22 protein-coding genes, 1 pseudogene and 1 riboswitch are annotated in these 24,022 nt (G+C 67.7%); of the genes and pseudogenes, 15 read left to right on the top strand and 8 right to left on the bottom strand.

From position 1 onward, the window contains the following. The first annotated feature begins 66 nt into the window (after window positions 1-66). The 3 genes and pseudogenes from CKW28_RS05530 (at window position 67) to CKW28_RS05525 (ending at window position 3,151) form a co-directional block, all read left to right on the top strand. A pseudogene (locus CKW28_RS05530) lies at window positions 67-1,457 on the top strand (ISL3 family transposase). Between the two features lie 490 nt (window positions 1,458-1,947). After that, on the top strand, window positions 1,948-2,322 hold the full coding sequence (locus CKW28_RS23510) for a hypothetical protein (protein WP_131588084.1): 375 nt from the start codon (window positions 1,948-1,950) through the stop codon (window positions 2,320-2,322). After that, window positions 2,309-3,151 (top strand): hypothetical protein, encoded by an 843-nt coding sequence (locus CKW28_RS05525; RefSeq protein WP_003928128.1) that lies wholly within the window; start codon window positions 2,309-2,311, stop codon window positions 3,149-3,151. The genes CKW28_RS23510 and CKW28_RS05525 overlap by 14 nt, the downstream gene beginning before the upstream one ends. On the opposite strand, the gene CKW28_RS05520 is transcribed toward CKW28_RS05525, so the two are convergent. Then, entirely contained in the window at window positions 3,132-4,457 is a 1,326-nt protein-coding gene (locus CKW28_RS05520) for a thymidine phosphorylase (protein WP_003928127.1), read from the bottom strand. The two genes, CKW28_RS05525 and CKW28_RS05520, sit on opposite strands and share 20 nt — an antisense overlap. After that, window positions 4,454-4,867, bottom strand: coding sequence for a cytidine deaminase (locus CKW28_RS05515; protein ID WP_040548772.1), 414 nt, complete (start codon window positions 4,865-4,867; stop codon window positions 4,454-4,456). Before CKW28_RS05515 ends, CKW28_RS05520 begins: the two co-directional genes overlap by 4 nt. A 205-nt stretch (window positions 4,868-5,072) precedes the next feature. Between CKW28_RS05515 and sdhC the strand changes: the two genes are divergently transcribed. From sdhC to CKW28_RS05490, 5 genes are all read left to right on the top strand, one after another. Continuing rightward, window positions 5,073-5,510, top strand: a complete 438-nt coding sequence (sdhC, locus tag CKW28_RS05510) for a succinate dehydrogenase, cytochrome b556 subunit (RefSeq protein ID WP_081475626.1) — start codon at window positions 5,073-5,075, stop codon at window positions 5,508-5,510. After that, the gene (locus CKW28_RS05505; protein ID WP_050812142.1) at window positions 5,501-5,968 is read left to right on the top strand and encodes a succinate dehydrogenase hydrophobic membrane anchor subunit; all 468 of its coding nucleotides are present in this window, start codon (window positions 5,501-5,503) and stop codon (window positions 5,966-5,968) included. Before sdhC ends, CKW28_RS05505 begins: the two co-directional genes overlap by 10 nt. A gap of 16 nt (window positions 5,969-5,984) precedes the next feature. Next, window positions 5,985-7,739 (top strand): succinate dehydrogenase flavoprotein subunit, encoded by a 1,755-nt coding sequence (gene sdhA / locus CKW28_RS05500; protein ID WP_003928123.1) that lies wholly within the window; start codon window positions 5,985-5,987, stop codon window positions 7,737-7,739. Next, entirely contained in the window at window positions 7,739-8,527 is a 789-nt protein-coding gene (locus tag CKW28_RS05495; RefSeq protein WP_003928122.1) for a succinate dehydrogenase iron-sulfur subunit, read from the top strand. Before sdhA ends, CKW28_RS05495 begins: the two co-directional genes overlap by 1 nt. A gap of 197 nt (window positions 8,528-8,724) precedes the next feature. Next, the gene (locus CKW28_RS05490; RefSeq protein WP_003928121.1) at window positions 8,725-9,348 is read left to right on the top strand and encodes a carboxymuconolactone decarboxylase family protein; all 624 of its coding nucleotides are present in this window, start codon (window positions 8,725-8,727) and stop codon (window positions 9,346-9,348) included. On the opposite strand, the gene CKW28_RS05485 is transcribed toward CKW28_RS05490, so the two are convergent. Further along, window positions 9,269-10,237, bottom strand: coding sequence for a sigma-70 family RNA polymerase sigma factor (locus CKW28_RS05485; RefSeq protein WP_040548823.1), 969 nt, complete (start codon window positions 10,235-10,237; stop codon window positions 9,269-9,271). The genes CKW28_RS05490 and CKW28_RS05485 overlap by 80 nt on opposite strands. A gap of 52 nt (window positions 10,238-10,289) precedes the next feature. On the opposite strand from CKW28_RS05485, the gene CKW28_RS05480 reads away from it, so the two are divergent. Together CKW28_RS05480 and CKW28_RS05475 are read left to right on the top strand one after the other, a co-directional pair. Continuing rightward, window positions 10,290-11,645, top strand: a complete 1,356-nt coding sequence (locus CKW28_RS05480; RefSeq protein WP_003928119.1) for an aspartate aminotransferase family protein — start codon at window positions 10,290-10,292, stop codon at window positions 11,643-11,645. Between the two features lie 97 nt (window positions 11,646-11,742). Next, a complete protein-coding gene (locus CKW28_RS05475; protein ID WP_003928118.1) occupies window positions 11,743-12,978 on the top strand; it encodes a D-alanyl-D-alanine carboxypeptidase family protein in 1,236 nt (411 codons plus the stop codon). Here the strand turns inward: CKW28_RS05475 and CKW28_RS05470 are convergent. After that, a complete protein-coding gene (locus CKW28_RS05470; RefSeq protein ID WP_040548769.1) occupies window positions 12,975-13,841 on the bottom strand; it encodes a nitronate monooxygenase in 867 nt (288 codons plus the stop codon). The two genes, CKW28_RS05475 and CKW28_RS05470, sit on opposite strands and share 4 nt — an antisense overlap. Window positions 13,842-13,891: 50 nt before the next feature. Here CKW28_RS05470 and CKW28_RS05465 point away from each other — a divergent pair, with 50 nt between their 5' ends. Further along, window positions 13,892-14,092, top strand: coding sequence for an SMR family transporter (locus tag CKW28_RS05465; RefSeq protein WP_003928116.1), 201 nt, complete (start codon window positions 13,892-13,894; stop codon window positions 14,090-14,092). Here the strand turns inward: CKW28_RS05465 and yhjD are convergent. From yhjD to CKW28_RS05450, 3 genes are read right to left on the bottom strand one after another with little or no spacing between them, the layout of a single operon-like run. Then, complete coding sequence (gene yhjD, locus CKW28_RS05460) at window positions 14,086-15,105, bottom strand: inner membrane protein YhjD (protein WP_003928115.1); 1,020 nt, start codon at window positions 15,103-15,105, stop codon at window positions 14,086-14,088. The two genes, CKW28_RS05465 and yhjD, sit on opposite strands and share 7 nt — an antisense overlap. Window positions 15,106-15,153: 48 nt before the next feature. After that, window positions 15,154-16,176: a tryptophan--tRNA ligase gene (gene trpS, locus CKW28_RS05455; protein WP_003928114.1), complete on the bottom strand. Its 1,023-nt coding sequence runs from the start codon at window positions 16,174-16,176 to the stop codon at window positions 15,154-15,156. Between the two features lie 44 nt (window positions 16,177-16,220). Further along, window positions 16,221-17,024, bottom strand: coding sequence for an exodeoxyribonuclease III (locus CKW28_RS05450; protein WP_040548817.1), 804 nt, complete (start codon window positions 17,022-17,024; stop codon window positions 16,221-16,223). Between the two features lie 70 nt (window positions 17,025-17,094). Here CKW28_RS05450 and CKW28_RS05445 point away from each other — a divergent pair, with 70 nt between their 5' ends. Beyond that, window positions 17,095-17,937 (top strand): epoxide hydrolase EphH, encoded by an 843-nt coding sequence (locus CKW28_RS05445; RefSeq protein WP_003928112.1) that lies wholly within the window; start codon window positions 17,095-17,097, stop codon window positions 17,935-17,937. An 18-nt stretch (window positions 17,938-17,955) separates the two neighbouring features. Here CKW28_RS05445 and CKW28_RS05440 read toward each other — a convergent pair whose 3' ends face one another. Then, a complete protein-coding gene (locus CKW28_RS05440; protein ID WP_003928111.1) occupies window positions 17,956-20,193 on the bottom strand; it encodes an NADP-dependent isocitrate dehydrogenase in 2,238 nt (745 codons plus the stop codon). A gap of 302 nt (window positions 20,194-20,495) precedes the next feature. After that, window positions 20,496-20,615, top strand: a riboswitch (SAM riboswitch). Between the two features lie 168 nt (window positions 20,616-20,783). Between CKW28_RS05440 and CKW28_RS05435 the strand changes: the two genes are divergently transcribed. The 3 genes from CKW28_RS05435 to CKW28_RS05425 are packed head-to-tail and all read left to right on the top strand — an operon-like array spanning window position 20,784 to window position 23,998. Then, on the top strand, window positions 20,784-22,136 hold the full coding sequence (locus CKW28_RS05435) for a bifunctional o-acetylhomoserine/o-acetylserine sulfhydrylase (RefSeq protein WP_003928110.1): 1,353 nt from the start codon (window positions 20,784-20,786) through the stop codon (window positions 22,134-22,136). Window positions 22,137-22,148: 12 nt separating this feature from the next. Then, window positions 22,149-23,273, top strand: coding sequence for a homoserine O-acetyltransferase MetX (gene metX, locus CKW28_RS05430; RefSeq protein WP_040548766.1), 1,125 nt, complete (start codon window positions 22,149-22,151; stop codon window positions 23,271-23,273). Further along, window positions 23,270-23,998: a class I SAM-dependent methyltransferase gene (locus CKW28_RS05425; protein ID WP_040548764.1), complete on the top strand. Its 729-nt coding sequence runs from the start codon at window positions 23,270-23,272 to the stop codon at window positions 23,996-23,998. Before metX ends, CKW28_RS05425 begins: the two co-directional genes overlap by 4 nt. Window positions 23,999-24,022: the final 24 nt, after the last annotated feature.

The raw sequence follows: 24,022 nt of genomic DNA, 5'->3' as shown, positions 1-24,022 counted from the left end.
CGCTTTCTGGCTCTTCCGAGTTGGTAGGGGTCTGGTGTGACCGATTCGGATCGTGTCGGTGACTGATTGAGGGCTCGCGCCCTTGTCAACTGGGTGTTCTTGACGCATCCAGAAGCAAAGGCGCGAGCTTGCCCCAGACTAGTGGTTCCCTGCTGCTTGGACTCGACGGTGTCGTCGTGGAGTCTGTGCATGTCGACCTCGACCGAACCCGCACCATCTATGTCCGCACCGCCGAGCAGTGGGTCGGCGTGTGTCCTGGATGCATGGTCCGGTCAGCTCGCTCGAAGGGCTGGGTGAGCACTCGGCCCCGCGATATCAAGATCGGGCCGGACATTCCCCGGATCGTGTGGCGGAAACGAAAGTGGTTGTGCGCCAACATGTGTTGTGACCGCAAGTCATTCACAGAGTCGGTGCCGTCGATCCCGCCGCGAGCACGGGTGACGGTGCGGGCCAAGCGCGAGATGGCCTCGGCGGTGCTTGACGATGACCGCTCGGTCAAGGCGGTCGCCGCCGCGTACGGCTGCACCTGGAACACCTGTCACGACGCGGTCATCGCCACGGCGGACCCGGTGCTGGCCGGCGAACCCGAAGCCGTGAGCGTGCTGGGAATCGACGAGACCCGTCGCGGCAAGGCCAAATGGGAGACCTGCTCGCAGACCGGTACCCGATCCTGGGTGGACCGCTTCGACACCGGGCTGGTCGATACCACCGGCACGGGCGGGTTGTTGGTGCAGGTCAACGGCCGTGCGGCCAAACCGGTGACCGACTGGCTGGATCAGCGTGATCCCGGCTGGAAGGCCACCATCGAGTTCGTCGCGATCGACATGTCGGTCACCTACGCCAACGCTGCGCGCCAAGCGTTGCCGCACGCGAAGCTGATCGTCGATCGGTTTCATCTGGTCAAGCGGGCCAACGAAATGGTCGATGAGGTCCGGCGCCGCACTACCCAAGCCCACCGTTTGCGCCGCGGACGCAAAAGCGACCCCGAATGGATCAACCGGCGCCGGCTGCTGCGCGCCGCTGAGCGATTGACCGATGAGCAACGCCACAAGCTGTTCGTGAAACTGACCTCAGCGGACCCCAATGGCGACATCGCCGCCGCCTGGATCGCCAAAGAGCTCCTACGAGATGTGTTGGCCTGCACCGCCCGTGGCGGATTGACCTACGAGATCCGCGATGCGCTGTACCGGTTCTACACGTTCTGCGCCGCCTGCTCGGTGCCCGAGATCAGCAAGCTTGCCCGCACCATCTCAGCATGGCAGGAGCCGATGATCCTGGCCATCCAGACCGGACTGTCCAACGCCCGCAGCGAAGGCTACAACCGCATCATCAAACACGTCGGCCGCATCGCCTTCGGATTCCGCAACCCAGAAAACCAACGCCGCCGAGTACGGTGGGCCTGCACCCGCCAATCCCGGCGGACGCCACCCAGCACCAAGCAGGTACGCCCCTGCTAACTCGGAAGAGCCAGCAATGCGCAGGTGATAGATGACTTCGCAGCAGAACTGCAAAGAGCTCAGTCCGCTATGCAATCGGTCCGCGATAATGCAGCAGCTTCTGGACTGACGGTCAACGGCTTCATAATTCAGGACCCATCTCCTGCCACCGCCGAAACAGTCAGCTCGTACGCGACCGCGGTCACCGACGCAGAGGCCGCGCGAGAGGTTGCGAAACTCGCCGCGGAGAAGCTGAAGAACGCTTTTGCTGACGTTTCCGACAAAACGCTCTTTGTCGTCGGCGACATGATTAATGGTACGGCTGCCGGTCTGTTCGCTGAACATTCCTCTCGACTGCTTGACAAAGCGAAATTCCTAGATGAGCGGACAGCGAAATTCCTGGACTTGGCGCGGTCAGCACCACCAGGGACTCCAGCCGAAGTTATATATCGAGACTTCGATCAGGCTAGAGCTGACTCGCGCGCCGCGAATGAGGCTCGGAAAGCGGCGGATGACGCTAAAGCGAGATTCGCGCAATCTGACCTTTAAAGTCGGCGGCGCTTTGGCAGTCGGCGGAATTGCGTACGACATCACTCAAGGCAAAGATGTCGACCAGGCTATAGTCTCTGGCGGTGTCGGTTTCGGCGCTTCGGTTGCCGCTGGTGCACTGATTGGGTCCGCGATTCCCGTGCCGATCGTCGGAACGGTGGCGGGCGCTCTTGGCGGCGCGGCCGTAGGCATATTTACTTCCGGCGCGATTGATTCGTTGTATGAGAATGGCATCGGTGGTGTCGGCCAAGCAATCAGTGACGGCGTGGCGGCAGTCGGTGATGCAGGAGAGGCCGTCGGAGGACTAGTGAAGAATGCCTGGAATGCAATCTTCTGAAGACCTGCCGTCCACTCGTCGACGCGACGGTATCCGGTTCTTCGTCACCGTGGCGGGACTGACCGTCATCGCATTGGTGTCCGTCCTTGCCGCACTCGTGACGGCACAGGAAGGCAACGTCAGCGCCGCGCGATATTGCCTACTGTTCGCCTTCATCATGGCTCTGACCATCGCGTACCCCACGGTTGTTCGCTACCGACGGAAGGATCTTGCGGCGGCAGTCCGGACGGTCGAGCACGAAGGCTTTCAAGCGACCCAAATACGTCAGTCGATCTGGCCGTTCGCGCTCCTGGTCGCAATCATGGCGTCGTGGACAGCATTCTTTGGTATGGCTGCGGTCGATTTCCTAGCCGATCAGGACGATGAATCCACCGGCGCCGCGGTGGTGATGGGCGCGCTCAGCGCCTTCTTCGGATCTTTCCCAGTCGCTGCGGCAACCGGACGCCTCCGGCGTGGTGGCGTCACGCTGTCTGGCCAAGGGATCGCGCAACGGGGTTGGAGCTTTGAGTCGAAATTGGACTGGTCGGCGATCTTCGCGGCCCCGCTGACATCTCTTGAGGGAACCCGATTCCCAACGATTTTGGTCGGCGGAAGTGCCAATGCGAACTGGATACGCCGGTACACGACTCGCTTGTGGCGCATCGATCGCCTGCCGCAGGTGCCGGTGCTCCAACTCGACTGCAACAAATTCGATGTCGATCCCCACGTCCTGAACAACTACATCCGGACATACGTCGACAACCCGAAAATCCGACACGAACTCGGGACCGAAGCAGCCCTCGTCCGAGCGCGTGAAATGCAGTCGGCTGTTACACAACTCGGTCGATGATCAGCGGCCGCCGGTCGGGCGCTGTGTCACCCACACTGAAACCACCGTCGAGTTCGGCGATTGCCGCTTCGAACCGCTCCGGGGTGTCGGTGTAGAGCGTGAACAACGGCTCCCCCGCCGCGACGGGGTCTCCGGGCCGCCGGTGGATGCGCAGCCCGGCCCCGTGTTGCACCTGCTCGCCGGGCGCCGACCGGCCCGCGCCGAGCCGCCACACCGCCATCCCCACCGCCATCGCGTCGAGATCACCCATCGTGCCGCTGCGCGGGGCGGTGACGGTCTCGGTATGCGCGCCCCTCGGCAGCGACGCGTCCGGGTCGCCGCCCTGAGCGTTGATCAGCGCCCGGTACGCGTCCATCGCCGAACCGTCCCGCAGGGTGTCGGCCGGATCCTCGCCGTCGATCCCGGCCGCATCGAGCATCTCGGCAGCCAACGCCAGCGTCAGCTCGACGACGTCCGACGGTCCGCCGCCGGCCAGCACCTCCACCGATTCGGCGACCTCGACCGCGTTGCCGACCGCGGCGCCCAGCGGGCGGTGCATGTCGGTCAGCAGGGCGCGGGTGACCAGCCCGTGGGCGGTGCCCAGGTCGATCATCGTTCGTGCCAGCTCCCGGGCCTCGGCCTCGGTCTTCAGGAACGCTCCGGAGCCCACTTTGGTGTCCAGGACCAGCGCGCGGGTGCCCTCGGCGATCTTCTTGCTCATCACCGAGCTGGCGATCAGCGGCAACGAGTCGACGGTGGCGGTGACGTCGCGCAGCGCGTACATCTTGCGGTCGGCCGGCGCCAGCTCGCCGGCCGCGAAGATCGCCCCGCCGATCTCCTCGAGTTGCCGGCGGATCTGCGCCTGGGTCAGTTCGGCGCTGAACCCGGGAATCGACTCGAGCTTGTCCAGGGTCCCGCCGGTGTGACCGAGCCCACGCCCCGCGGCCTGCGGAACCGCCCCGCCGCAGGCCATCACCACCGGAACCAGAGGGATGGTGATCTTGTCGCCGACCCCTCCGGTGGAGTGTTTGTCCACCAGCGCGAGCGGACGGCCGTCACGACGGAGATCGGTGAAGTCGAACCGTTCGCCGGAGGCCACCATCGCGGAGGTCCAGCGGGCGATTTCGGGGCCGGTCATCCCCCGGAGGAAGATCGCCATCAACAACGCCGACATCTGCTCGTCGGCGATGCGGCCGTGCGTGTAGGCGTCGATCACCCAGTCGATGGCCTCGTCGCTGAGCACCCCGCCGTCACGTTTGATCCGGATGACGGTGGGCGCGTCAAACGCGGACCCCGCGCCGGAGGCATGAAATGTGGCGCGCGTCACGATATTTCCCGCGTTCCGCGGTCCAGGTCGGCCGGACCGAACGCGTCGGGCAGCAACTCGGCGAGCCGCCGCGGGCCGGCCGGATGGGCGATGAGCAGATCCGGACCCCCGTGCTCGAGCAGCACCTGCCGGCACCGTCCGCAGGGCATCAGAACCTCGCCGTCCGGGCCCACGCAGACGAGCGCGAGAAGCCGGCCACCCCCGCCCGAATGTAGGGCGCAGACCACTGCGCACTCGGCACAGAGACCTAGGCCATATGAGACATTCTCCACATTGCATCCGGCGACGATCCGGCCGTCGTCGACCGCCGCGGCGGCCCCGACCGGGAACCCCGAGTACGGCGCATATGCCCGTGACATGACCTCGATTGCTTTGTCGCGCAACACATTCCAGTCGACAACTGGTGCCATGTCACCGCCTCCGGAGCACGTCGGGCGGCGTCGCGGGAGCCCCGGCGCCCCGTCCGAAAATCAAGTTAGGCCACCCTAATTTCGCCGCTGCCAGCGTCATACGCCCCCACCGTAGTTCGTTACTTCGCGTCAAGAGGTCTAAAGTCGCCCGGGGGTTCGGGCGCGGACCAGCCGCTCAGGTCACCTACGCGACCCGGCTCCGCAGATGGCGTTGGAGGTCCAAGTGAGTACTGAGACGAGCACCCCGGTGCCGACACGAGCTCGACCGTCGGCCCGGCGCACGCTCTACCGTGGCGACCCCGGTATGTGGTCGTGGGTGTTGCACCGCATCACTGGTGCCACCATCTTCTTCTTCCTGTTTGTCCACGTGCTCGACACCGCCCTGGTGCGGGTCAGCCCGGAGGCCTACAACGCGGTCATCGAGACCTACAAGACCCCGATCGTCGGCCTCATGGAGATCGGCCTGGTCGCCGCGGTGCTGTTCCATGCGCTCAACGGCGTCCGGGTCATCCTGATCGATTTCTGGTCGGAGGGGCCGCGCTATCAGCGTCAGATGCTGTGGGTCGTGGCCGCGATCTTCATTGCCGTGCTCATCGCGGCGGTTGGAATGATTGGTATGCACATGGCGGAGCGATTCCTGTGACCGCGTCAGTTCCTGCTCAACGTCCCCCGGCCCCCGTGCTGGAAACCAGCCACGACCGGCCCGCCGCGCTGGACAACCCGCGCGCGCCGCGGCGCCGCGGCGGCATGCCGAACTTCGAGAAGTACGCATGGCTGTTCATGCGGTTCTCCGGCATCGTGCTGGTGTTCCTCGCCCTGGGACACCTGTTCATCATGCTGATGTGGGAGAACGGGGTGTACCGCATCGACTTCAATTACGTCGCCGAGCGCTGGCAGTCGCCGTTCTGGCAGATCTGGGATCTGCTGCTGCTGTGGCTGGCCCAGCTGCACGGCGGCAACGGGATGCGCACCATCATCGCGGACTACGCGCGGAAGGATTCCACCCGGTTCTGGCTGAATGCGCTACTGGCGCTGTCGATCGTGTTCACGTTGGTGCTGGGCACCTACGTGCTGCTGACGTTCGACGCGAACATCTCGTGACGGGGAGCTTGTCAACATGATTCAGGAACATCGCTACGACGTCGTCATCGTCGGCGCCGGCGGTGCCGGTATGCGCGCAGCGGTCGAGGCCGGACCACGGGTCCGCACCGCCGTCTTGACCAAGGTGTATCCGACCCGCAGCCACACCGGGGCGGCCCAGGGCGGCATGTGCGCCGCACTGGCCAACGTCGAGGAAGACAACTGGGAGTGGCACGCGTTCGACACCGTCAAGGGCGGTGACTACCTCGCCGACCAGGACGCGGTGGAGATCATGTGCCGCGAGGCCATCGACGCGGTGCTCGACCTCGAGAAGATGGGGATGCCGTTCAACCGCACCCCCGAGGGCAAGATCGACCAGCGCCGGTTCGGTGGGCACACCCGCGACCACGGCAAGGCGCCGGTGCGCCGGGCCTGCTACGCCGCGGACCGCACCGGCCACATGATCCTGCAGACGCTGTACCAGAACTGCGTCAAGCACGACGTGCAGTTCTTCAACGAGTTCTACGCGCTGGACCTCGCGATGACCGAGACCCCCAGCGGGCGGGTGGCCACCGGGGTGATCGCCTACGAGCTGGCGACCGGTGACATCCACGTCTTCCACGCCAAGGCGATCGTGTTCGCCACCGGCGGCTCCGGGCGGATGTACAAGACCACGTCCAACGCCCACACGCTGACCGGCGACGGGCTGGGCATCGTCTTCCGCAAGGGACTGCCGCTGGAGGACATGGAGTTCCACCAGTTCCACCCGACCGGCCTGGCCGGGCTCGGCATCCTGATCTCCGAGGCGGTCCGCGGCGAGGGTGGCCGGCTGCTCAACGGCGAGGGCGAGCGGTTCATGGAACGCTACGCCCCCACCATCGTCGACCTCGCGCCGCGCGACATCGTGGCCCGGTCGATGGTGCTCGAGGTGCTCGAGGGCCGCGGCGCCGGACCGAACAAGGACTACGTCTACATCGACGTCCGCCACCTCGGCGAGGACGTGCTGGAAGCCAAACTGCCCGACATCACCGAGTTCGCCCGCACCTACCTCGGCGTCGACCCGGTCACCGAACTGGTGCCGGTCTATCCGACCTGCCACTACCTGATGGGCGGCATCCCGACGACCGTGCACGGGCAGGTGCTGGCCGACAACACCACGATCGTGCCGGGCCTGTACGCCGCCGGCGAGTGCGCCTGTGTGTCGGTGCACGGCGCCAACCGGCTGGGCACCAACTCGCTGCTGGACATCAACGTGTTCGGCCGCCGGGCGGGCCTGGCCGCCGCCGACTACGCGCAGAACCACGACTTCGTGCCGCTGCCGGACAACCCGGCGGGCATGGTGACCGAGTGGATCGCCCACATCCTGTCCGAGCACGGCCATGAGCGCGTCGCCGACATCCGCGGCGCGCTGCAGCAGACGATGGACAACAACGCCGCGGTGTTCCGCACCGAGGAGACCCTCAAGACGGCGCTGTCCGACATCCATCGGCTCAAGGAGCGCTACTCCCGGATCACCGTGCAGGACAAGGGCAAACGCTACAACAGCGATCTGCTCGAGGCGATCGAGCTGGGCTTCCTGCTGGAGCTGGCGGAAGTCACCGTCGTCGGTGCGCTCAACCGCAAGGAGACCCGCGGCGGGCATGCCCGGGAGGACTACCCGAACCGCGACGACACCAACTACATGCGCCACACCATGGCCTACAAGCAGGGCACTGAACTGCTCAGCGACATCAGGCTGGACTACAAGCCGGTGGTGCAGACCCGCTACGAGCCGATGGAGCGGAAGTACTGATGACCATTACTCCTGACATCGACAAGCCGGCCACGACCGACGCCCCGCTGCCTCCGGTACCCGAGGGCGCGGTGATGGTGACGTTGAAGATCGCCCGGTTCAACCCGGAGAACCCGGACGCCGCCGGCTTCCAGAGTTTCCGGGTTCCGACGCTGCCGACCGACCGGCTGCTGAACCTGCTGCACTACGTCAAGTGGTACCTCGACGGCACCCTGACGTTCCGGCGGTCGTGTGCCCACGGTGTGTGCGGTTCGGACGCGATGCGGGTCAACGGCGTCAACCGGCTGGCCTGCAAGGTGCTGATGCGCGACCTGCTGCCGAAGAACCCGAAGAAGGAGCTGACCGTCACCGTCGAGCCGATCCGCGGCCTGCCCGTGGAGAAGGACCTCGTCGTCGACATGGAGCCGTTCTTCGACGCCTACCGCGCGGTCAAGCCGTTCCTGGTCACCAGCGGCAACCCGCCCACCCGGGAACGTCTGCAGAGCCCGCAGGACCGCGCCCGCTACGACGACACCACCAAGTGCATCCTGTGCGCCTGCTGCACCACGAGCTGCCCGGTGTACTGGACGGAGGGCTCGTACTTCGGGCCGGCCGCGATCGTCAACGCGCACCGGTTCATCTTCGACAGCCGCGATGAGGCGGCCGGTGAGCGGCTCGACATCCTCAACGAGGTCGACGGGGTGTGGCGCTGCCGCACCACGTTCAACTGCACCGAGTCGTGCCCGCGCGGCATCCAGGTGACCAAGGCCATCCAGGAGGTCAAGCGCGCGCTGATGTTCGCCCGCTGACCTTTCGCCGAGCGTGCAGAAGATCGCGAAGTTCGCCGAGAACTTCGCGATCTTCTTCACTTCGGGCACTTCACCCGGGACACCCCAGGACGGGATGCCGTCGCACCGCACGCCGGCCTCTCGATCCAGCCGAGGTTCCTCGTCGTGCCCTCTCACGTCGGCCGTCACATTTTCCCGGACCGCCTCGTCTCACAGGTATGAGCGAGAACCAGAAAACCCGAATCGAACCCCTCTCCCCCGAACGTGCCCCCTGGTGGGTGCGGCTGATGTACCGGTACGCCAGGCGCCGCTTCGGCGAGGTGCCCGAACCGTTCACGGTGGCGGCGCACCACCCCGGCCTGCTGTTGAGCAGCGCGGTGCACGAGACCCTGCTGGAGAAGACGTCCAGCAGGTTGCCCGCCAACGTGCGGGAACTCGCGGTGTACTGGACGGCCCGCAAGATCGGCTGCTCATGGTGCGTGGACTTCGGCGCGATGCTCGCTCGCCTCGACGGCCTGAACATCGAGAAGCTCAGCCGCATCGACGATTACGCCACCTCGGACCTCTTCGATGACGACGAACGGGCCGCCATCGCCTATGCCGACGCGATGACGACCGATCCGCACACGGTGACCGACGAGCAGGTGGCCGATCTGCGCCGCCGGTTCGGCGATGCCGGGGTGATCGAGTTGACCACCCAGATCGGCGTGGAGAACATGCGCGCCCGGATCAACACCGCCCTGGGCATCACCGAACAGGGCTTCAGCTCCGGTGATGCGTGCCGGATTCCGTGGGCGGCGCGGTCGGACCAGCCGGCCGGCGGCCCAGCGGGGAGCCGGTGAACTTGTCCGGGTTGGCGATGTCCCACAGCGCGGCGACCTTGCCGTCGCGCACGGTCACGGCGATCACCCGGGGCTGAGCCGGCCAGTATTCGCCGGGGGTCCGCTCCGAGCCGTCCTGCGAGCCGACGCTGTACGCCCCGAGCTCCCCGTTGACCAGGGCCAACCGGCTGGAGGCCAACCAGTTCGGGCCGTAGCGGCGGGCCAGGCCGAACAGGAAGCGGGCCACCTTGTCGGCGCCGGTGACCGGACGCAGCGCGGTGCTGGTCCTGCCGTCGGCATCCCCGACGAGGGTGACGTCGGGGTGCAGCAGGTCCACCACCGCCGTCATGTCGCCGGCGGCCATGGCGGCCAGCAGCGATCCGACCACCTCGTCGTGGCGGGGATCGGGTGGGGGCGCCGGGTTGCGGGCGATGACGCGCCGCGCGCGGGACGCCAGTTGGCGTGCCGCCGCGGCGCTCACCCCGAGCACGTCGGCGATCTCCCCGAACGGCACCCCGAACCCGTCGTGCAGCACGAACGCCACCCGCTGATCCGGGGTGAGCCGCTCCAGCACCAGCATGGCGGCGAACCGTGCGTCCTCGTCGGCCACCACCGCGGCCAACGGGTCGCCCATCCCGACGTCGGTGACGACCGGTTCGGGCAACCACGGCCCCACATAGGTTTCCCGCCGATGCGCCGCCGACCGCAGCCGATCCAGGGCCAGCCTGCTGACCACCGTGGTCAGCCAGGCGCGCAGATCATTGATGTCCTGATCCTGGCCCTGCCACCGCAACCAGGCGTCCTGCACGACGTCCTCGGCGTCGGCGACCGTGCCCAGCAGTCGGTAGGCCACCGCCATCAGGTGCGGACGCAGTGCTTCGAACTCGTCGACCCGCGTGCTCGCGGTCATGACATCAGCGTAGACGCTGCCGGCACCGGCCCACCCGGGCACAATCGGGAACATGTCGACGGACCGGGCCGCGCAGGCAGACCGCCACCTGTGGGGGCATTTCGCCCGGCACGGGCCGGGCGTCACCCCGCCGATCATCGTCCGTGGCGACGGGGTCACGATTTGGGACGACCACGGCCGCAGGTATCTCGACGGGTTGTCCGGGCTGTTCGTGGTCCAGGCCGGACACGGCCGGGCCGAGTTGGCCGAGGCAGCCGCCCGGCAGGCCGGGCAGCTGGCGTATTTCCCGCTGTGGTCCTACGCCACCCCGCCGGCCATCGAATTGGCCGAGCGCATAGCGCATTACGCCCCCGGTGACCTCAATCGGGTGTTCTTCACCACCGGTGGCGGCGAGGCGGTGGAGAGCGCGTGGAAGCTGGCCAAGCAGTACTTCAAGCTGACCGGGAAGCCCGGCAAACACAAGGTGGTGTCCCGGGCGGTCGCCTACCACGGCACCCCGCAGGGTGCGCTCGCGATCACCGGCCTGCCGATGTTCAAGGCGCCGTTCGAACCGCTGACGCCGGGCGGTTTCCGGGTGCCCAACACCAACTTCTACCGCGCGCCGGCACCGTACCGCGACGACGAGAAGGCGTTCGGCCGGTACTGCGCGGACCGCATCGCCGAGACGATCGAGTTCGAGGGGCCCGACACCGTCGCGGCGGTGGTGCTCGAGCCGGTGCAGAACGCCGGCGGCTGCATCCCGCCGCCACCGGGTTACTTCGAACGGGTCCGCGAGATCTGCGACACCTACGACGTGCTGCTGATCTCCGACGAGGTGATCTGCGCGTTCGGCCGGATCGGGTCGATGTTCGCCTGTGACGACTTCGGTTATCAACCCGACATCATCACCTGCGCAAAGGGTTTGACGTCGGGCTATGCCCCGCTGGGGGCGATGATCGCCACCGACCGGCTGTTCGAGCCGTTCGCCGACGGCAAGACCGTGTTCCCGCACGGCTACACCTTCGGCGGCCATCCGGTGTCGGCGGCGGTGGCGCTGGCCAACCTCGACATCTTCGAACGCGAAGGTCTCAACGACCGGGTCCGCACTCTCAGCCCGCTGCTGCGGGCCACCCTGGAACGGCTCTACGAGTTGCCGATCGTCGGCGACGTCCGCGGTGAGGGCTACTTCTTCGCCGTGGAACTGGTGCAGGACAAAGCGGGCAGACAACCGTTCAGCGCCGAGGAGAGCGCCCGCCTGGTGGCCCACCTCAACCGGGCCCTGCTCGACGCCGGGCTGTACTGCCGGGCCGACAACCGCGGGGACACCGTGGTGCAGGTGGCGCCGCCGTTGATCAGCGGTCCCGCCGAGTTCGACGCGATGCACGACATCCTGCGCACGGTGCTCAAGGACGCCCCGAACCACGTCTGAGCGCCGGACACAAAAAGTCACAATTGCAACAACAGCCTCGCTGGTCACAGCGAGCCTCCGTCGAAAATCGGCACCCATCGCCTAGCGTGCGCAGGCGATGGCGATCTTCTCCAGCGTGACGCGCCGCCTGGTCGCGGTGGGTGCAGCAATCGCGGTTCTGGCCATGCCGGCGATCTCGTCGCTGCCGACCGCAGCGGCCGACCCGGTCGCCGAGGCCGGTGACCCGTGTCCGTACCGGGAGACCACCCCACCGGCGATCAGCGCGTCGGAGGTGCCCAAACCCGGTGAGGATCCGCCCGCCCCGCTGCCGGTGCCGGCGACGGCGGTCGGTGGCGACGCGCTGTCGGGGTGCGGAGTCATCGTCGCCCCGGGCACCCCGCCGCTGCCCACCGAGATCTCGGCGGAGGCGTGGCTGGTGGCCGACCTCGACACCGGCGACGTCATCGCCGCCAAGGATCCGCACGGCCGGCACCGGCCGGCCAGTGTGATCAAGGCGCTGACCGCGATGGCGGCCATCAACGAACTGCCGCTCAACCGTCAGGTGCACGGCACCGCACAGGATTCGGCGATCGAGGGCACCAAGGTCGGCGTCGGCCCGGGCGGTGTCTACACGGTCCGCGACCTGTTGCACGGGCTGATGATGTACTCCGGTAACGACGCGGCCAACGCCCTGGCGAACCAGATGGGCGGGGTCGACGTCGCGCTGGACAAACTCAACGCGCTGGCCGCCAAGCTCGGCGCGCAGGACACCCGCGCCGCCAGCCCGTCAGGGCTGGACGGGCCGGGGATGAGCACATCGGCCTACGACATCGCGCTGATCTACCGCTACGCCTGGCAGGACCCGACGTTCAGCCAGATCGTCGCGACCCGCAGCTACCACTTTCCGGGCCGGGAGGGCAGCCCACCGTACGAGATCCTCAACGACAACCAACTGCTGATGAACTACCCGGGAGCGCTGGGCGGCAAGACCGGCTTCACCGACGACGCCGGGCAGACCTTCGTGGGCGCCGCCGAACGGGACGGCCGCCGTCTGGTGGCGGTTCTGCTGCGCGGCACCCGGCAACCGATTCCCCCGTGGCAGCAGGCGGCACAGCTGTTGGACTACGGTTTCGCGACCGCGCCGGGCACCCGGGTGGGCACGCTGGTCGACCCGGATCCGTCGGTGTCCCGGCAGAAGATCAACACCTCAGGCGAGGCCGACACCGCGGCCGCGCCGATCCTGCTGCCGGCCGACGCGGTGCCGGTGCGGGTCGGTGTCGCGGTGATCGGCACCATCATCGTGTTCGGGCTGATCATGGCGGCCCGGTCGATGAACCGCCGCAGCCACCGTTAGCCACCCCAGCGGGTCAGCAACTGCTCGGCTCGCGAACACAACCGCTCGATGACGGCCGCCGCGGGTTGTGCGGCCGTCACCATCCCGACGCCCTGACCGGCGTTCACCGGTGTCGGATCGCCGGCCGGATCGGTCAGCACCCGTTCGGGGATCGTCGCCGGCCAGCGGTATCCGGCGGCGATGTCGAACTCGCGGGTGGTGGTCGTCGCGGTGCTCGGCGCGGCCAGCAGCGCGGCCCGCGCATCGGGCGCGGTCAGGGCTTCGGCACAGGCGGTGAAGACGGTGCCCAGCCATGCACCGGCGGCTCCGGCGGCCAGCACCGCGGCCAGTCCCCGCCCCGACGTGATGCCGCCGGCGGCGAGCACCGGCACGGTCAACCGGTCGAGCAGTTCGGTCAGCAGCGGCAGCGTCCCGAGGCGTGGTTCGCCGTGTCCGCCGCCCTCGGCGCCGCGGGCCACCACGACGTCGACACCGGCGTCCTGGGCCCGCACACCGGACTCCACGTCGGCGACCTGGGCGGCGGCGGAGATCCCCTCGGCATGGGCCCGCTCCACCCAGCCGTAGTCGGCGCCGAAACTCACCGACAGCAACGTCGGCCGCGCCGCCAGTGCCACGTCGAGCAGTTCCGGCTCCGCGTCGACGACCCACTGCACCAGGCCGATCCCGAACGGGCGGGTGATCGGCCCGGCCAGTTCGCGGCGCAGCACCGCGGCGGTCGCCGAACTGCCCATCCCGATCATCCCCAGCCCACCGGCTGCCGACACCGCGGCGGCCAGTTCAGCGCCGGCGGTTCCGCCCATCGGCGCGTTGACGATCGGAACCTCGATCCCCATCGTCCGGCACCAGGGCGTCGTCAACGACATCGCTGCCGACGTTACCCGCGTTGCTGGCCTGAGCCCCGTGGAGGTGTCCGATGGCGTGGCTGATACTGATCGTCTCCGGGGCCTTCGAGGCGGTCTTCACCGTCAGCCCGAGTAGGACCGAGGGCTTCACCCGGCCCATCCCGATCATCGTTTTTCTTGTCGCGGTGATCATTTCGATGGGCGCGCTGCTCAAGGTAGCGCTGCTGCTCGGTCTCATCGGCTGCATCGTGGGCCTGAACCCCGATCAATGACGCAGCCATCTTGAGAGGCCCAGAGCCCCAAGGGCTCCGATCGCCGCAGCGGTCAGCGTGCCGACCACCCCGACCCCTTCGCGGACCTGGATCCGGGTGGTGATCCGGGCGCCCACCGGCGGTTCGACCGGCCGGGCGGCCAGACTGTCGGCGGACGTCGCCGCCCAGGCGGTGGCGAACAGGATCAGCCGGGACGTGATGTAGGCGAACACCATCAGGCCCAGCACCGGGCCGAACGTCGCGCCGGCCGGGCCGGTGGTGACCGAGGCCAGATAGACCGATCCGACCTGTTTGAAGATCTCGAAACCGATGGCCGCCAACAGCCCCGCCCGCACCGAACTGCGCAGGCTGACCGTCGTGCGCGGCAGCCGGGCGATCACCCAGGTGAACAACAGCCAGGCGACCAGCATCGCCACCGCGATCGAGGCCACCTTCAGGCCGATCCCGAGACCGGGGAACTCCGATATCTCCAGCCGGCGCAGCACTCCCCGCATCACCGCACGGTCGCCCAGCGCGGTGAGGCCGAAGGTCACGAGCAGCGCCAGGAACAGCGACAGCAGCGCCACCAGATCGGACAGCTTGGTCCGCACGAAGTTGCCTTTTTCGGGCCGCTGTTCCCACATCTCGCTGAGCGCCTCGCGCAGGTTGGCCATCCAGCTCAGCCCCGCCCAGGTCGCGGTGGCCAACCCGATCAGGCCCACCGACGTGCGGGAGGCGATCGCGGAGTCCATCAGTTCGATCAGCTGCTGACTGGCGTCGCCGCTGACCGTGGTGCGGATCCGGTCCTCGATCTGCCGCAGCAGATCGGGACGTCCGGCGAGCACGAAACCGCCGATCGAGAAACCCACCATCAGCAGCGGGAACAGTGCGAACACCGTGAAATAGGTGATGCCGGCGGCGAAGTGGTTACCGCGGGCCTCGGTGTAGCGCTCCTGCGCCCGCAGCACGTGGTCGAACCACGCGTAACGGGCCCGCAGCCGTTGCAGGACGCCGGGTTCGGACGGTTCGGTCACACCGGCGCCTCCAGGGCTCGTCTGCGGATCTGGTCAGCGATCAGCTCGTCAGGAACGGGGCGGTAGGAACCCTAGCCGGTCGTATACCCGTTTGAGGGTGGTTGCCGACACCTCACGTGCCCGTTCGGCGCCGGCCGCCAGGATGCCCTCCAGCTCGGCGGGGTCGGCGAGCAGTTCGTCGACCCGGGTCTTGATGGGGGTGACGAACTCCACCACCGCCTCGGCGGTGTCCTTCTTCAGGTCGCCGTAGCCGCGGCCGGCGTACCGCGCGACCAGCGTGTCGATGTCGGTGCCGGTCACCGCCGACTGGATGGTGAGCAGGTTGGAGACACCGGGTTTGGCCTCCGGGTCATAGCGGATCTCCCGTTCGGAATCGGTGACCGCCGACCGGATCTTCTTGGCGGTCACCTTCGGATCGTCGAGCAACGCGATCAGCCCGGCGTCGCTGCCCGCCGACTTGCTCATCTTGGCGGTCGGATCCTGCAGGTCGTAGATCTTCGCGGCGGTCCTGGGGATCATCGCCTCGGGGATCACGAAGGTGTCCGGGAAGCGGGAGTTGAACCGTTGCGCCACATCGCGGGCCAGTTCCAGATGCTGGCGCTGGTCTTCGCCGACCGGGACGAGGTCGGTGTCGTAGAGCAGCACGTCGGCGGCCATCAGCACCGGGTAGGTGAACAGTCCGACGGTGGTGCCCTCGGTGCCCTGCTTCTGCGCCTTGTCCTTGAACTGGGTCATCCGGGAGGCCTGCCCGAACCCGGTGAAACAACCCAGCACCCAGGCCAATTCGGCGTGCGCCGCGACGTGGCTCTGCACGAAGACGGTGCTGCGGGCCGGATCGATCCCCAGCGCCAGATACTGGGCGGCGGTGACCAGGGTGCGGCGCCGCAGCGTCTCCGGATCCTGCGGGACGGTGATGGCGTGCAGGTCGACCACGCAGAAGAACGCGTCGTGGTCGTCCTGCAGACCCACCCACTGCGCGATCGCACCCAGCGCGTTGCCGAGGTGCAGCGAGTCGGAGGTGGGTTGAGCGCCCGAGAAGACGACCGGGCGGGTTCGGACGGAAGTGTTCATGATGGGCCAATCTTTTCACGCCGGTTTCCGGCGCCGGCCGGGCGTCACGCGAACTCGACGGTGACCGGGGCGTGGTCGGACCAGCGCAGGTCGTAGGCGGCCGGTTTCTCCACCCGCGCCGCCGTGGCCCGGGCCGCCAGCGCCGGGGTGGCCAGGTGGTAGTCGATCCGCCAGCCCGCGTCGTTGTCGAACGCCCGCCCGCGCCACGACCACCAGCTGTAGGGTCCGGCGACGTCGGGGTGCAGGGCGCGCATCACATCGACCCAGCCGGTGGCGAGCAGATCACTCACCCACTGCCGCTCATTGGGCAGAAAGCCCGACTTCCTGAGGTTGCCCCGCCAGTTCTTGATGTCGTTCTCGGTGTGCGCGATGTTCCAGTCCCCGCACACCACGGCCTCGCGCCCCGGGGTGTTGAGGGCGGCCATCCGGTGCGCCAGCGCGGCCATGAACCGTTCCTTCTCGTCCTGCCGCTCGGTGCCGGCCTCACCGGTCTGCACATAGACACTGGCGACGGTCACGCCGTCGATGTCGGCCTCCAGGTAGCGGCCGTGCAGCGCGAACTCGCACCGCTCGTCGAAGCCGATCCGGACCGCCGCGATCGGTCGGCGGCTCAGCACGGCGACGCCGTTGCGCCCCTTGAGGTGCGGGCATGCCGACACCAGTTGCCATCCGTCGTCGAGGGCCGGCGCCAACGCGGCGGCGAGCTGATCGTCGTCGCACCGCGTCTCCTGCAGGCAGACCACATCGGCCGCGGTGTCGTCGAGCCAGGCCAGCAGGCCGAGGTTGGATTCCGAGCGGCGACGGACCGCCGCGCGGATGCCGTTGACATTGATGGTGGTCACAATCAGGCGGGACATCAGCCCGGAACCATAGCCGACGATGTTGCGATACCGGCGGTATCACCTTAACCTCGGGCAGATGAGCGAACGCGCGCCCATTCACCTCGGCTCCGGCGAGCCGGTCCTCCTCCTGCACCCGTTCATGATGTCGCAGAGCGTGTGGAAGGACGTCGCTCCGCGCATCGCCGGCACCGGCCGCTATGAGGTCTACGCGCCGACGATGCCGGGCCACAACGGCGGGGTCAAGGGACGGTTCTTCCTCGACACCGCCGAGCTGGCCGACGACATGGAACGCCGGCTCGACGAGCTGGGTTGGGACACCGCCCACATCGTCGGCAACTCGCTGGGCGGCTGGGTGGCGTTCGAACTCGAGCGACGCGGCCGGGCCCGCACCCTGACCGGGATCGCACCGGCCGGCGGCTGGCACCGCTGGTCCCCGGCCAAGTACGAGATCGTCGGGAAGTTCGTGCTCGGGTTCCCGGTGTGGGCGGTGGCCAAGCTGCTCGGCCGCCGCGCCGCCCGGCTGCCGATCGCCCGGCAGTTGGCGTTCGTCGCGGTCAGCGCCTACCCGGACGGCATCAGCGACGACGACCTGGTCCAGATCATCGACGATGTGACCCACTGCGCGGCGTACTACCAGCTGCTGGTCAAGGCGCTGCTGCTGCCCGGCCTGATGGAGCTGGCCGAGACGTCGGTCCCCACCCACCTGGTGGTGTGCGAGAAGGACCGGGTGCTGCCGAACCCACGGTTCGTCGACCACTTCCACAAGAACCTGCGGGAGATCACCCGCTACACCGAGCTCGACGGCGTCGGGCACATCCCGATGTTCGAGGCCCCGCAGCGGGTGGCCGACCTGATCGTGGACTTCCTCGACGACCACACCGGGAAACGCCGTCAGGCCTCCCCCGGTGCGGTCGGCTGAGGCTCGCCGACGCGCCGGTCAGTTGGCGGCGGCGGCCAGCACCTCGTTGAAGGTCTTGCTCGGGCGCATCACCGCGGCGGTCTTCTCCGGATCGGGGTAGTAGTAGCCGCCGATGTCGACCGGCTTGCCCTGGACCTCGTTGAGTTCGTTGACGATGGTGTCCTCGTTCTCCTCGAGCGCCCGGGCCAGCGCGGCGAACCGCTCGGCCAGTTCGGCGTCGTCGTCCTGTTCGGCCAGCGCCTGCGCCCAGTACATGGCGAGGTAGAACTGGCTGCCCCGGTTGTCCAGCTCACCGGTCTTACGCGACGGGCTCTTGTTGTTGTCCAACAGTTTTCCGATGGCGGTGTCGAGAGTCTTGCCGAGCAGGTCGGCCCGTTTGTTGCCGGTCTTGCGCGCCACATCCTCGAAACATGCGCCCAGGGCGAGGAATTCACCGAGCGAGTCCCAGCGCAGGTGGTTCTCCTCGAGCAGCTGGTGCACATGCTTGGGCGCCGAGCCACCGGCGCCGGTCTCGTACAGACCGCCGCCCTTCATCAGCGGGACGATCGACAGCATCTTGGCGCTGGTGCCCAGCTCCAGGATCGGGAACAGGTCGGTGAGGTAGTCGCGCAGGATGTTTCCGGTCGCGGCGATGGTGTCCTTCCCGCGGATCACCCGTTCCAGCGTGTACCGCATGGCCCACACCTGCGGCAGGATGTGGATCTTCAGGCCCTCGGTGTCGTGGTCCTTCAGGTACTTCTTGACCTTCTTGCGTAGCTCCACCTCGTGCGGACGCTCGATGTCCAGCCAGAACACCACCGGCATACCGGAGGCGCGGGCCCGGGTGACGGCCAGCTTGACCCAGTCCTGGATCGGGGCGTCCTTGACGATCGGCATCCGCCAGATGTCGCCCTCTTCGACGTTCTGCGACATCAACACCTCGCCGGTGTCGATGTCGACGATGTCGGCGACGCCGTCCTCGGGGATCTCGAAAGTCTTGTCGTGGCTGCCGTATTCCTCGGCCTTCTGCGCCATCAGCCCGACGTTCGGCACCGTGCCCATCGTGGTCGGGTCGAACTGCCCGTGGGTCTTACAGAAGTTGATCATCTCCTGGTAGATCCGGGAGAAGGTCGACTCCGGGTTCACCGCCTTGGTGTCCTTGAGCTTGCCGTCCGCGCCGTACATCTTGCCGCCGGCCCGGATCATCGCGGGCATCGAGGCGTCCACGATGACGTCGGACGGCGAGTGGAAGTTGGTGATGCCGCGGGCCGAGTCGACCATCGCCAGCTCGGGGCGGGTCTCGTGGCAGCGGTGGATGTCGTCGATGATCTCCTCCCGCTGCGAGGCCGGCAGCGTGGAGATCTTCTCGTACAGATCGGACATCCCGTTGTTGACGTTGACGCCGAGTTCGTCGAACAGCTTCTGGTGCTTGGCGAACGCGTCCTTGTAGAACACCTTGACCGCGTGGCCGAACACGATCGGGTGGCTGACCTTCATCATGGTCGCCTTGACGTGCAGCGAGAACATCACGCCGGTCTCGTAGGCGTCCTGCATCTGTTCCTCGTAGAACTCGCACAACGCCTTCTTGCTCATGAACATCGAGTCGATGATGTCGCCCTCGTCGAGCTTCACCTCGGGCTTGAGGACGAGCGTCTCACCGCGTTTGGTGTTCAGCACCATCTTCACCCGGCGCGCCCGGTCCAGCGTCATCGACTTCTCACCGGCGTAGAAGTCGCCCTTCTTCATGGTCGCCACGTGCGTGCGCGACGCCTGCGACCACTCGCCCATGCTGTGCGGGTTCTTCCTGGCGTACTCCTTGACCGCCTTGGGGGCGCGCCGGTCCGAGTTGCCCTCCCGCAGGACCGGGTTGACCGCACTGCCCAGCACCTTGGCGTAGCGATCCTTGATCTTCTGCTCTTCCTCGGTCTTCGGATCGCCGGGGTAGTCGGGCACGTTGAAGCCCTTGCCCTGAAGCTCCTTGATCGCGGCGAGCAACTGGGGCACCGAGGCGCTGATGTTCGGCAGTTTGATGATGTTGGTGTCCGGGTCCTGGGTGAGCCGGCCGAGCTCGCCGAGGTTGTCCGGTACTCGCTGTTCCTCGGTGAGGTAGTCGGGGAACTCGGCCAGGATCCGGGCGGCCACCGAGATGTCGCTGGTCTTGATGTCGATGCCGGCCGGCTTGGCGAACGACTCGATGATCGGCAGGAAGCTGTAGGTGGCGAGCAGCGGCGCCTCGTCGGTGAGTGTGTAGATGATGGTCGGCTTCTCGGCGCTCATATGTTGTCTCTCCCGGCGTCGGTATCGGTCCTATCGGCAATCTGCGCGCGGAACGCGCTGCGCTGCGTCGCTGGGCCAGACTACAAGGGGCGGCGGCACGGCGAAGCCCCAGCTTTGGCTACTGACCAGTAGCTTTTCTCCGGAGCTTTTGTCCGTGGCTTGCGTCCGGAGCTCCCGGCTGTGGCGCCGACCCCTTCTGGCCCGACTCCACCCCCATTCTCCACATCCCGAGGTTGACGCAGGTCACACGGGTGTCACGGCCCGCTGGCAGCCGGTCGCCGGGGTGCGATAGGCTTTTGGCAGGTCATGAGCGCCAGCGTCAAGCCCCGGCTCGCTGGCCGGCAACCCTCCAACCGCGGTGGGGTGCCCCGGGTGATGACCAGGTTGAGTAGCTGCAACGGGCTACACGGCAAGCGCGGGTCCGCAGGCTCGGACCCCCGAGAGAGTAGGGACGACTGATGCGGACATTCCCCCAGCCCATGTGTTGTCGCTGTTGATCCGGCTGCCGGTGATCCCGCCATGTCGGCGGTGACTCCACGCACCCCACAGCACCCCCGTGTGAATCCCGTACCCAGGAGAACGACTCGACGATGACCAACAGCGAACAGGACGACCCCACTGCCAAGTGGTCGTTCGAGACCAAGCAGGTCCACGCCGGCCAGACCCCGGATCCAGCGACCAACGCTCGGGCGCTGCCGATCTACCAGACCACCTCCTACACCTTCGACAGCACCGAGCACGCCGCCGCGCTGTTCGGGCTCAGCGAGCCGGGCAACATCTACACCCGGATCATGAACCCGACGCAGGACGTCGTCGAGAAGCGCATCGCCGCGCTCGAGGGCGGCGTCGCCGCGCTGTTCCTGGCGTCGGGGCAGGCCGCCGAGACCTTCGCGATCCTCAACCTCGCGAACGCCGGGGACCACATCGTCGCGAGCCCCCGGTTGTACGGCGGCACCTACAACCTGTTCCAGCACACCCTGCCCAAGCTCGGCATCGAGACGACGTTCGTCGAGAACCCCGACGACCTCGATTCCTGGCGGGCCGCGGTCCGGCCGAACACCAAGGCGTTCTTCGGTGAGTCGATCTCCAACCCGAAGATCGACATCCTCGACATCCCCAACGTCGCCGCGGTCGCGCATGAGGCAGGTGTGCCGCTGATCGTCGACAACACGATCGCGACGCCGTATCTGATCCAGCCGCTGAGCCACGGCGCCGACATCGTCGTGCACTCGGCCACCAAGTACCTCGGCGGGCACGGCGCCGCGATCGCCGGCGTGATCGTCGACGGCGGCACCTTCGACTGGACCAACGGCAAGTTCCCCGGCTTCACCGAACCCGATCCGAGCTACCACGGTGTGGTGTTCGCCGAGCTGGGACCGCCGGCGTTCGCGCTCAAGGCGCGGGTGCAGTTGCTGCGCGACCTCGGTTCGGCCGCGGCGCCGTTCAACGCGTTCCTGATCGCCCAGGGCCTGGAGACGCTGAGCCTGCGCGTGGAACGCCATGTGGAGAACGCCCAGAAGGTCGCCGAGTACCTCGAGGCGCACCCCGACGTGGTGTCGGTGAACTATGCGGGGCTGCCCAGCTCGCCGTGGTACGACCTCGGAAAGAAGCTGGCGCCCAAGGGCACCGGCGCGGTGCTGGCCTTCGAGCTGGCCGGCGGTGTGGAGGCGGGCAAGGCGTTCGTCAACGCGCTGACCCTGCACAGCCACGTCGCCAACATCGGCGACGTACGCTCGCTGGTGATCCACCCGGCGTCGACCACGCATGCGCAGTTGTCGCCCGAGGATCAGCTGGCCACCGGGGTCACGCCCGGCCTGGTGCGGTTGGCCGTCGGCATCGAGGGCATCGACGACATCATCGCCGACCTCGAGCAGGGCTTCGCCGCCGCCAAACCGTTCACCGCATCGGCCGGCGGCGATCCGCAGACGGTCGCATCGTTCTAGAGCAGCAGCGAAGTGACGATCCTGGACGTGACGAGAACCCCCACGTTGCCCGCCGAGGGCGAGTTGGCAGTGGTCGACATCGGGCCACTGCAGCTGGAGTGTGGCGAGGTGCTCGACAACGTCTCCATCGCGGTGCAGCGGTGGGGTGAGTTGTCGCCCAACCGGGACAACGTGGTGATGGTGCTGCACGCGCTGACCGGCGACTCGCACATCACCGGTCCGGCCGGACCGCAGCACCCGACGCCCGGCTGGTGGGACGGCGTGGCCGGTCCCGGCGCGCCGATCGACACCGACCGCTGGTGCGCGGTGGCCACCAACGCGCTGGGCGGCTGCCGTGGTTCCACCGGACCGGGTTCGATTGCGCCGGACGGTAAACCGTGGGGATCCCGGTTCCCGACGGTGACCGTGCGCGACCAGGTCAACGCCGATCTCGCCGCGCTGGCCGCGCTGGGCATCACCGAGGTCGCCGCCGTGGTGGGGGGCTCGCTGGGCGGCGCCCGCGCGCTGGAGTGGATGGTCGGTCATCCCGACACGGTGCGTGCCGGACTGGTGCTGGCGGTGGGCGCCCGCGCCACAGCCGATCAGATCGGCACCCAGAGCACGCAGATCGCCGCGATCAAGGCCGATCCGGATTGGCAGGGCGGTGACTACTACGGCACCGGCCGCGCCCCCTTGACGGGAATGATGATCGCCCGGCGATTCGCCCATCTGACCTACCGCGGCGAAGTGGAACTGGACAACCGGTTCGGCAACAAACCGCAGGGTGACGAGGACCCGCTGGCGGGTGGGCGCTACGCGGTGCAGAGCTACCTGGAGCACCAGGGTGAGAAGCTGGCCGCGCGGTTCGACCCGGGCACGTATGTGGCCCTCACCGAGGCGCTGTCGAGCCACGACGTCGGCCGCGGCCGCGGCGGTGTGGAGGCCGCGCTGCGGAGCTGCCCGGTGCCCGCGCTGGTCGGCGGGATCACCTCGGATCGGCTCTACCCGCTGCGGCTGCAGGAGGAGCTGGCCGAACGTCTTCCCGGCTGCAGGGATCTGGACATCATCGATTCGATGTACGGACACGACGGGTTCCTCGTCGAGACCGAAGCGGTCGGCAAGCTGATCCGGCGCACGTTGGAGTTGGCGGATCGGTGAGCGGTAGACGGCAGCGGTCCTTGTCGTTCGGCGCGGAAGCCGCGGCCTACGAACGGGGCCGGCCGTCGTATCCACCCGAGGCGATCGACTGGCTGCTGCCCTCGGACGCCCGCGATGTGCTCGACCTCGGCGCCGGGACCGGCAAGCTCACCACCCGGCTGGTGGAGCGGGGCCTGAACGTCACCGCGGTCGATCCGATCCCGGAGATGCTCGAACTGCTCTCCAAGTCGTTGCCGGACACCCCGGCACTGCTCGGCACCGCCGAGGAGATCCCGTTGCCGGACAACAGCGTCGACGCGGTGCTGGTGGCCCAGGCGTGGCACTGGTTCGACGTGGACCGGGCGGTGCGGGAGGTCGCCCGGGTGCTGCGGCCCGGCGGCCGACTCGGGTTGGTGTGGAACACCCGCGACGAACGGATGGGCTGGGTCAAGGAGCTCGGCCGCATCATCGGCGACGAACACGATCCGTTGAGCAAGACGGTGACGTTGCCGGAACCGTTCACCGATGTGCAACGCCACCAGGTGGAGTGGACGAACTATCTGACTCCGCAGGCGCTGATCGACCTGGTCGCCTCGCGCAGCTACTGCATCACCTCTCCGGCGAAGGTGCGTGCCCGCACCCTGGAGCGGGTCCGGGAGCTGCTGGCCACCCATCCGGCGCTGGCCAACAACAGCGGGTTGGCGCTGCCCTACATCACGGTGTGCATCCGCGCCACGCTGGCGTGAGTGGCGGCCCGACGATCGCGCCGG

Origin of the sequence: Mycolicibacterium thermoresistibile, assembly GCF_900187065.1 — a bacterium.
In the GTDB taxonomy this organism is placed as follows: domain Bacteria; phylum Actinomycetota; class Actinomycetes; order Mycobacteriales; family Mycobacteriaceae; genus Mycobacterium; species Mycobacterium thermoresistibile.
Note: the sequence above shows the minus strand (reverse complement) of the source record. Positions and strands in the feature narration are given on the sequence as shown.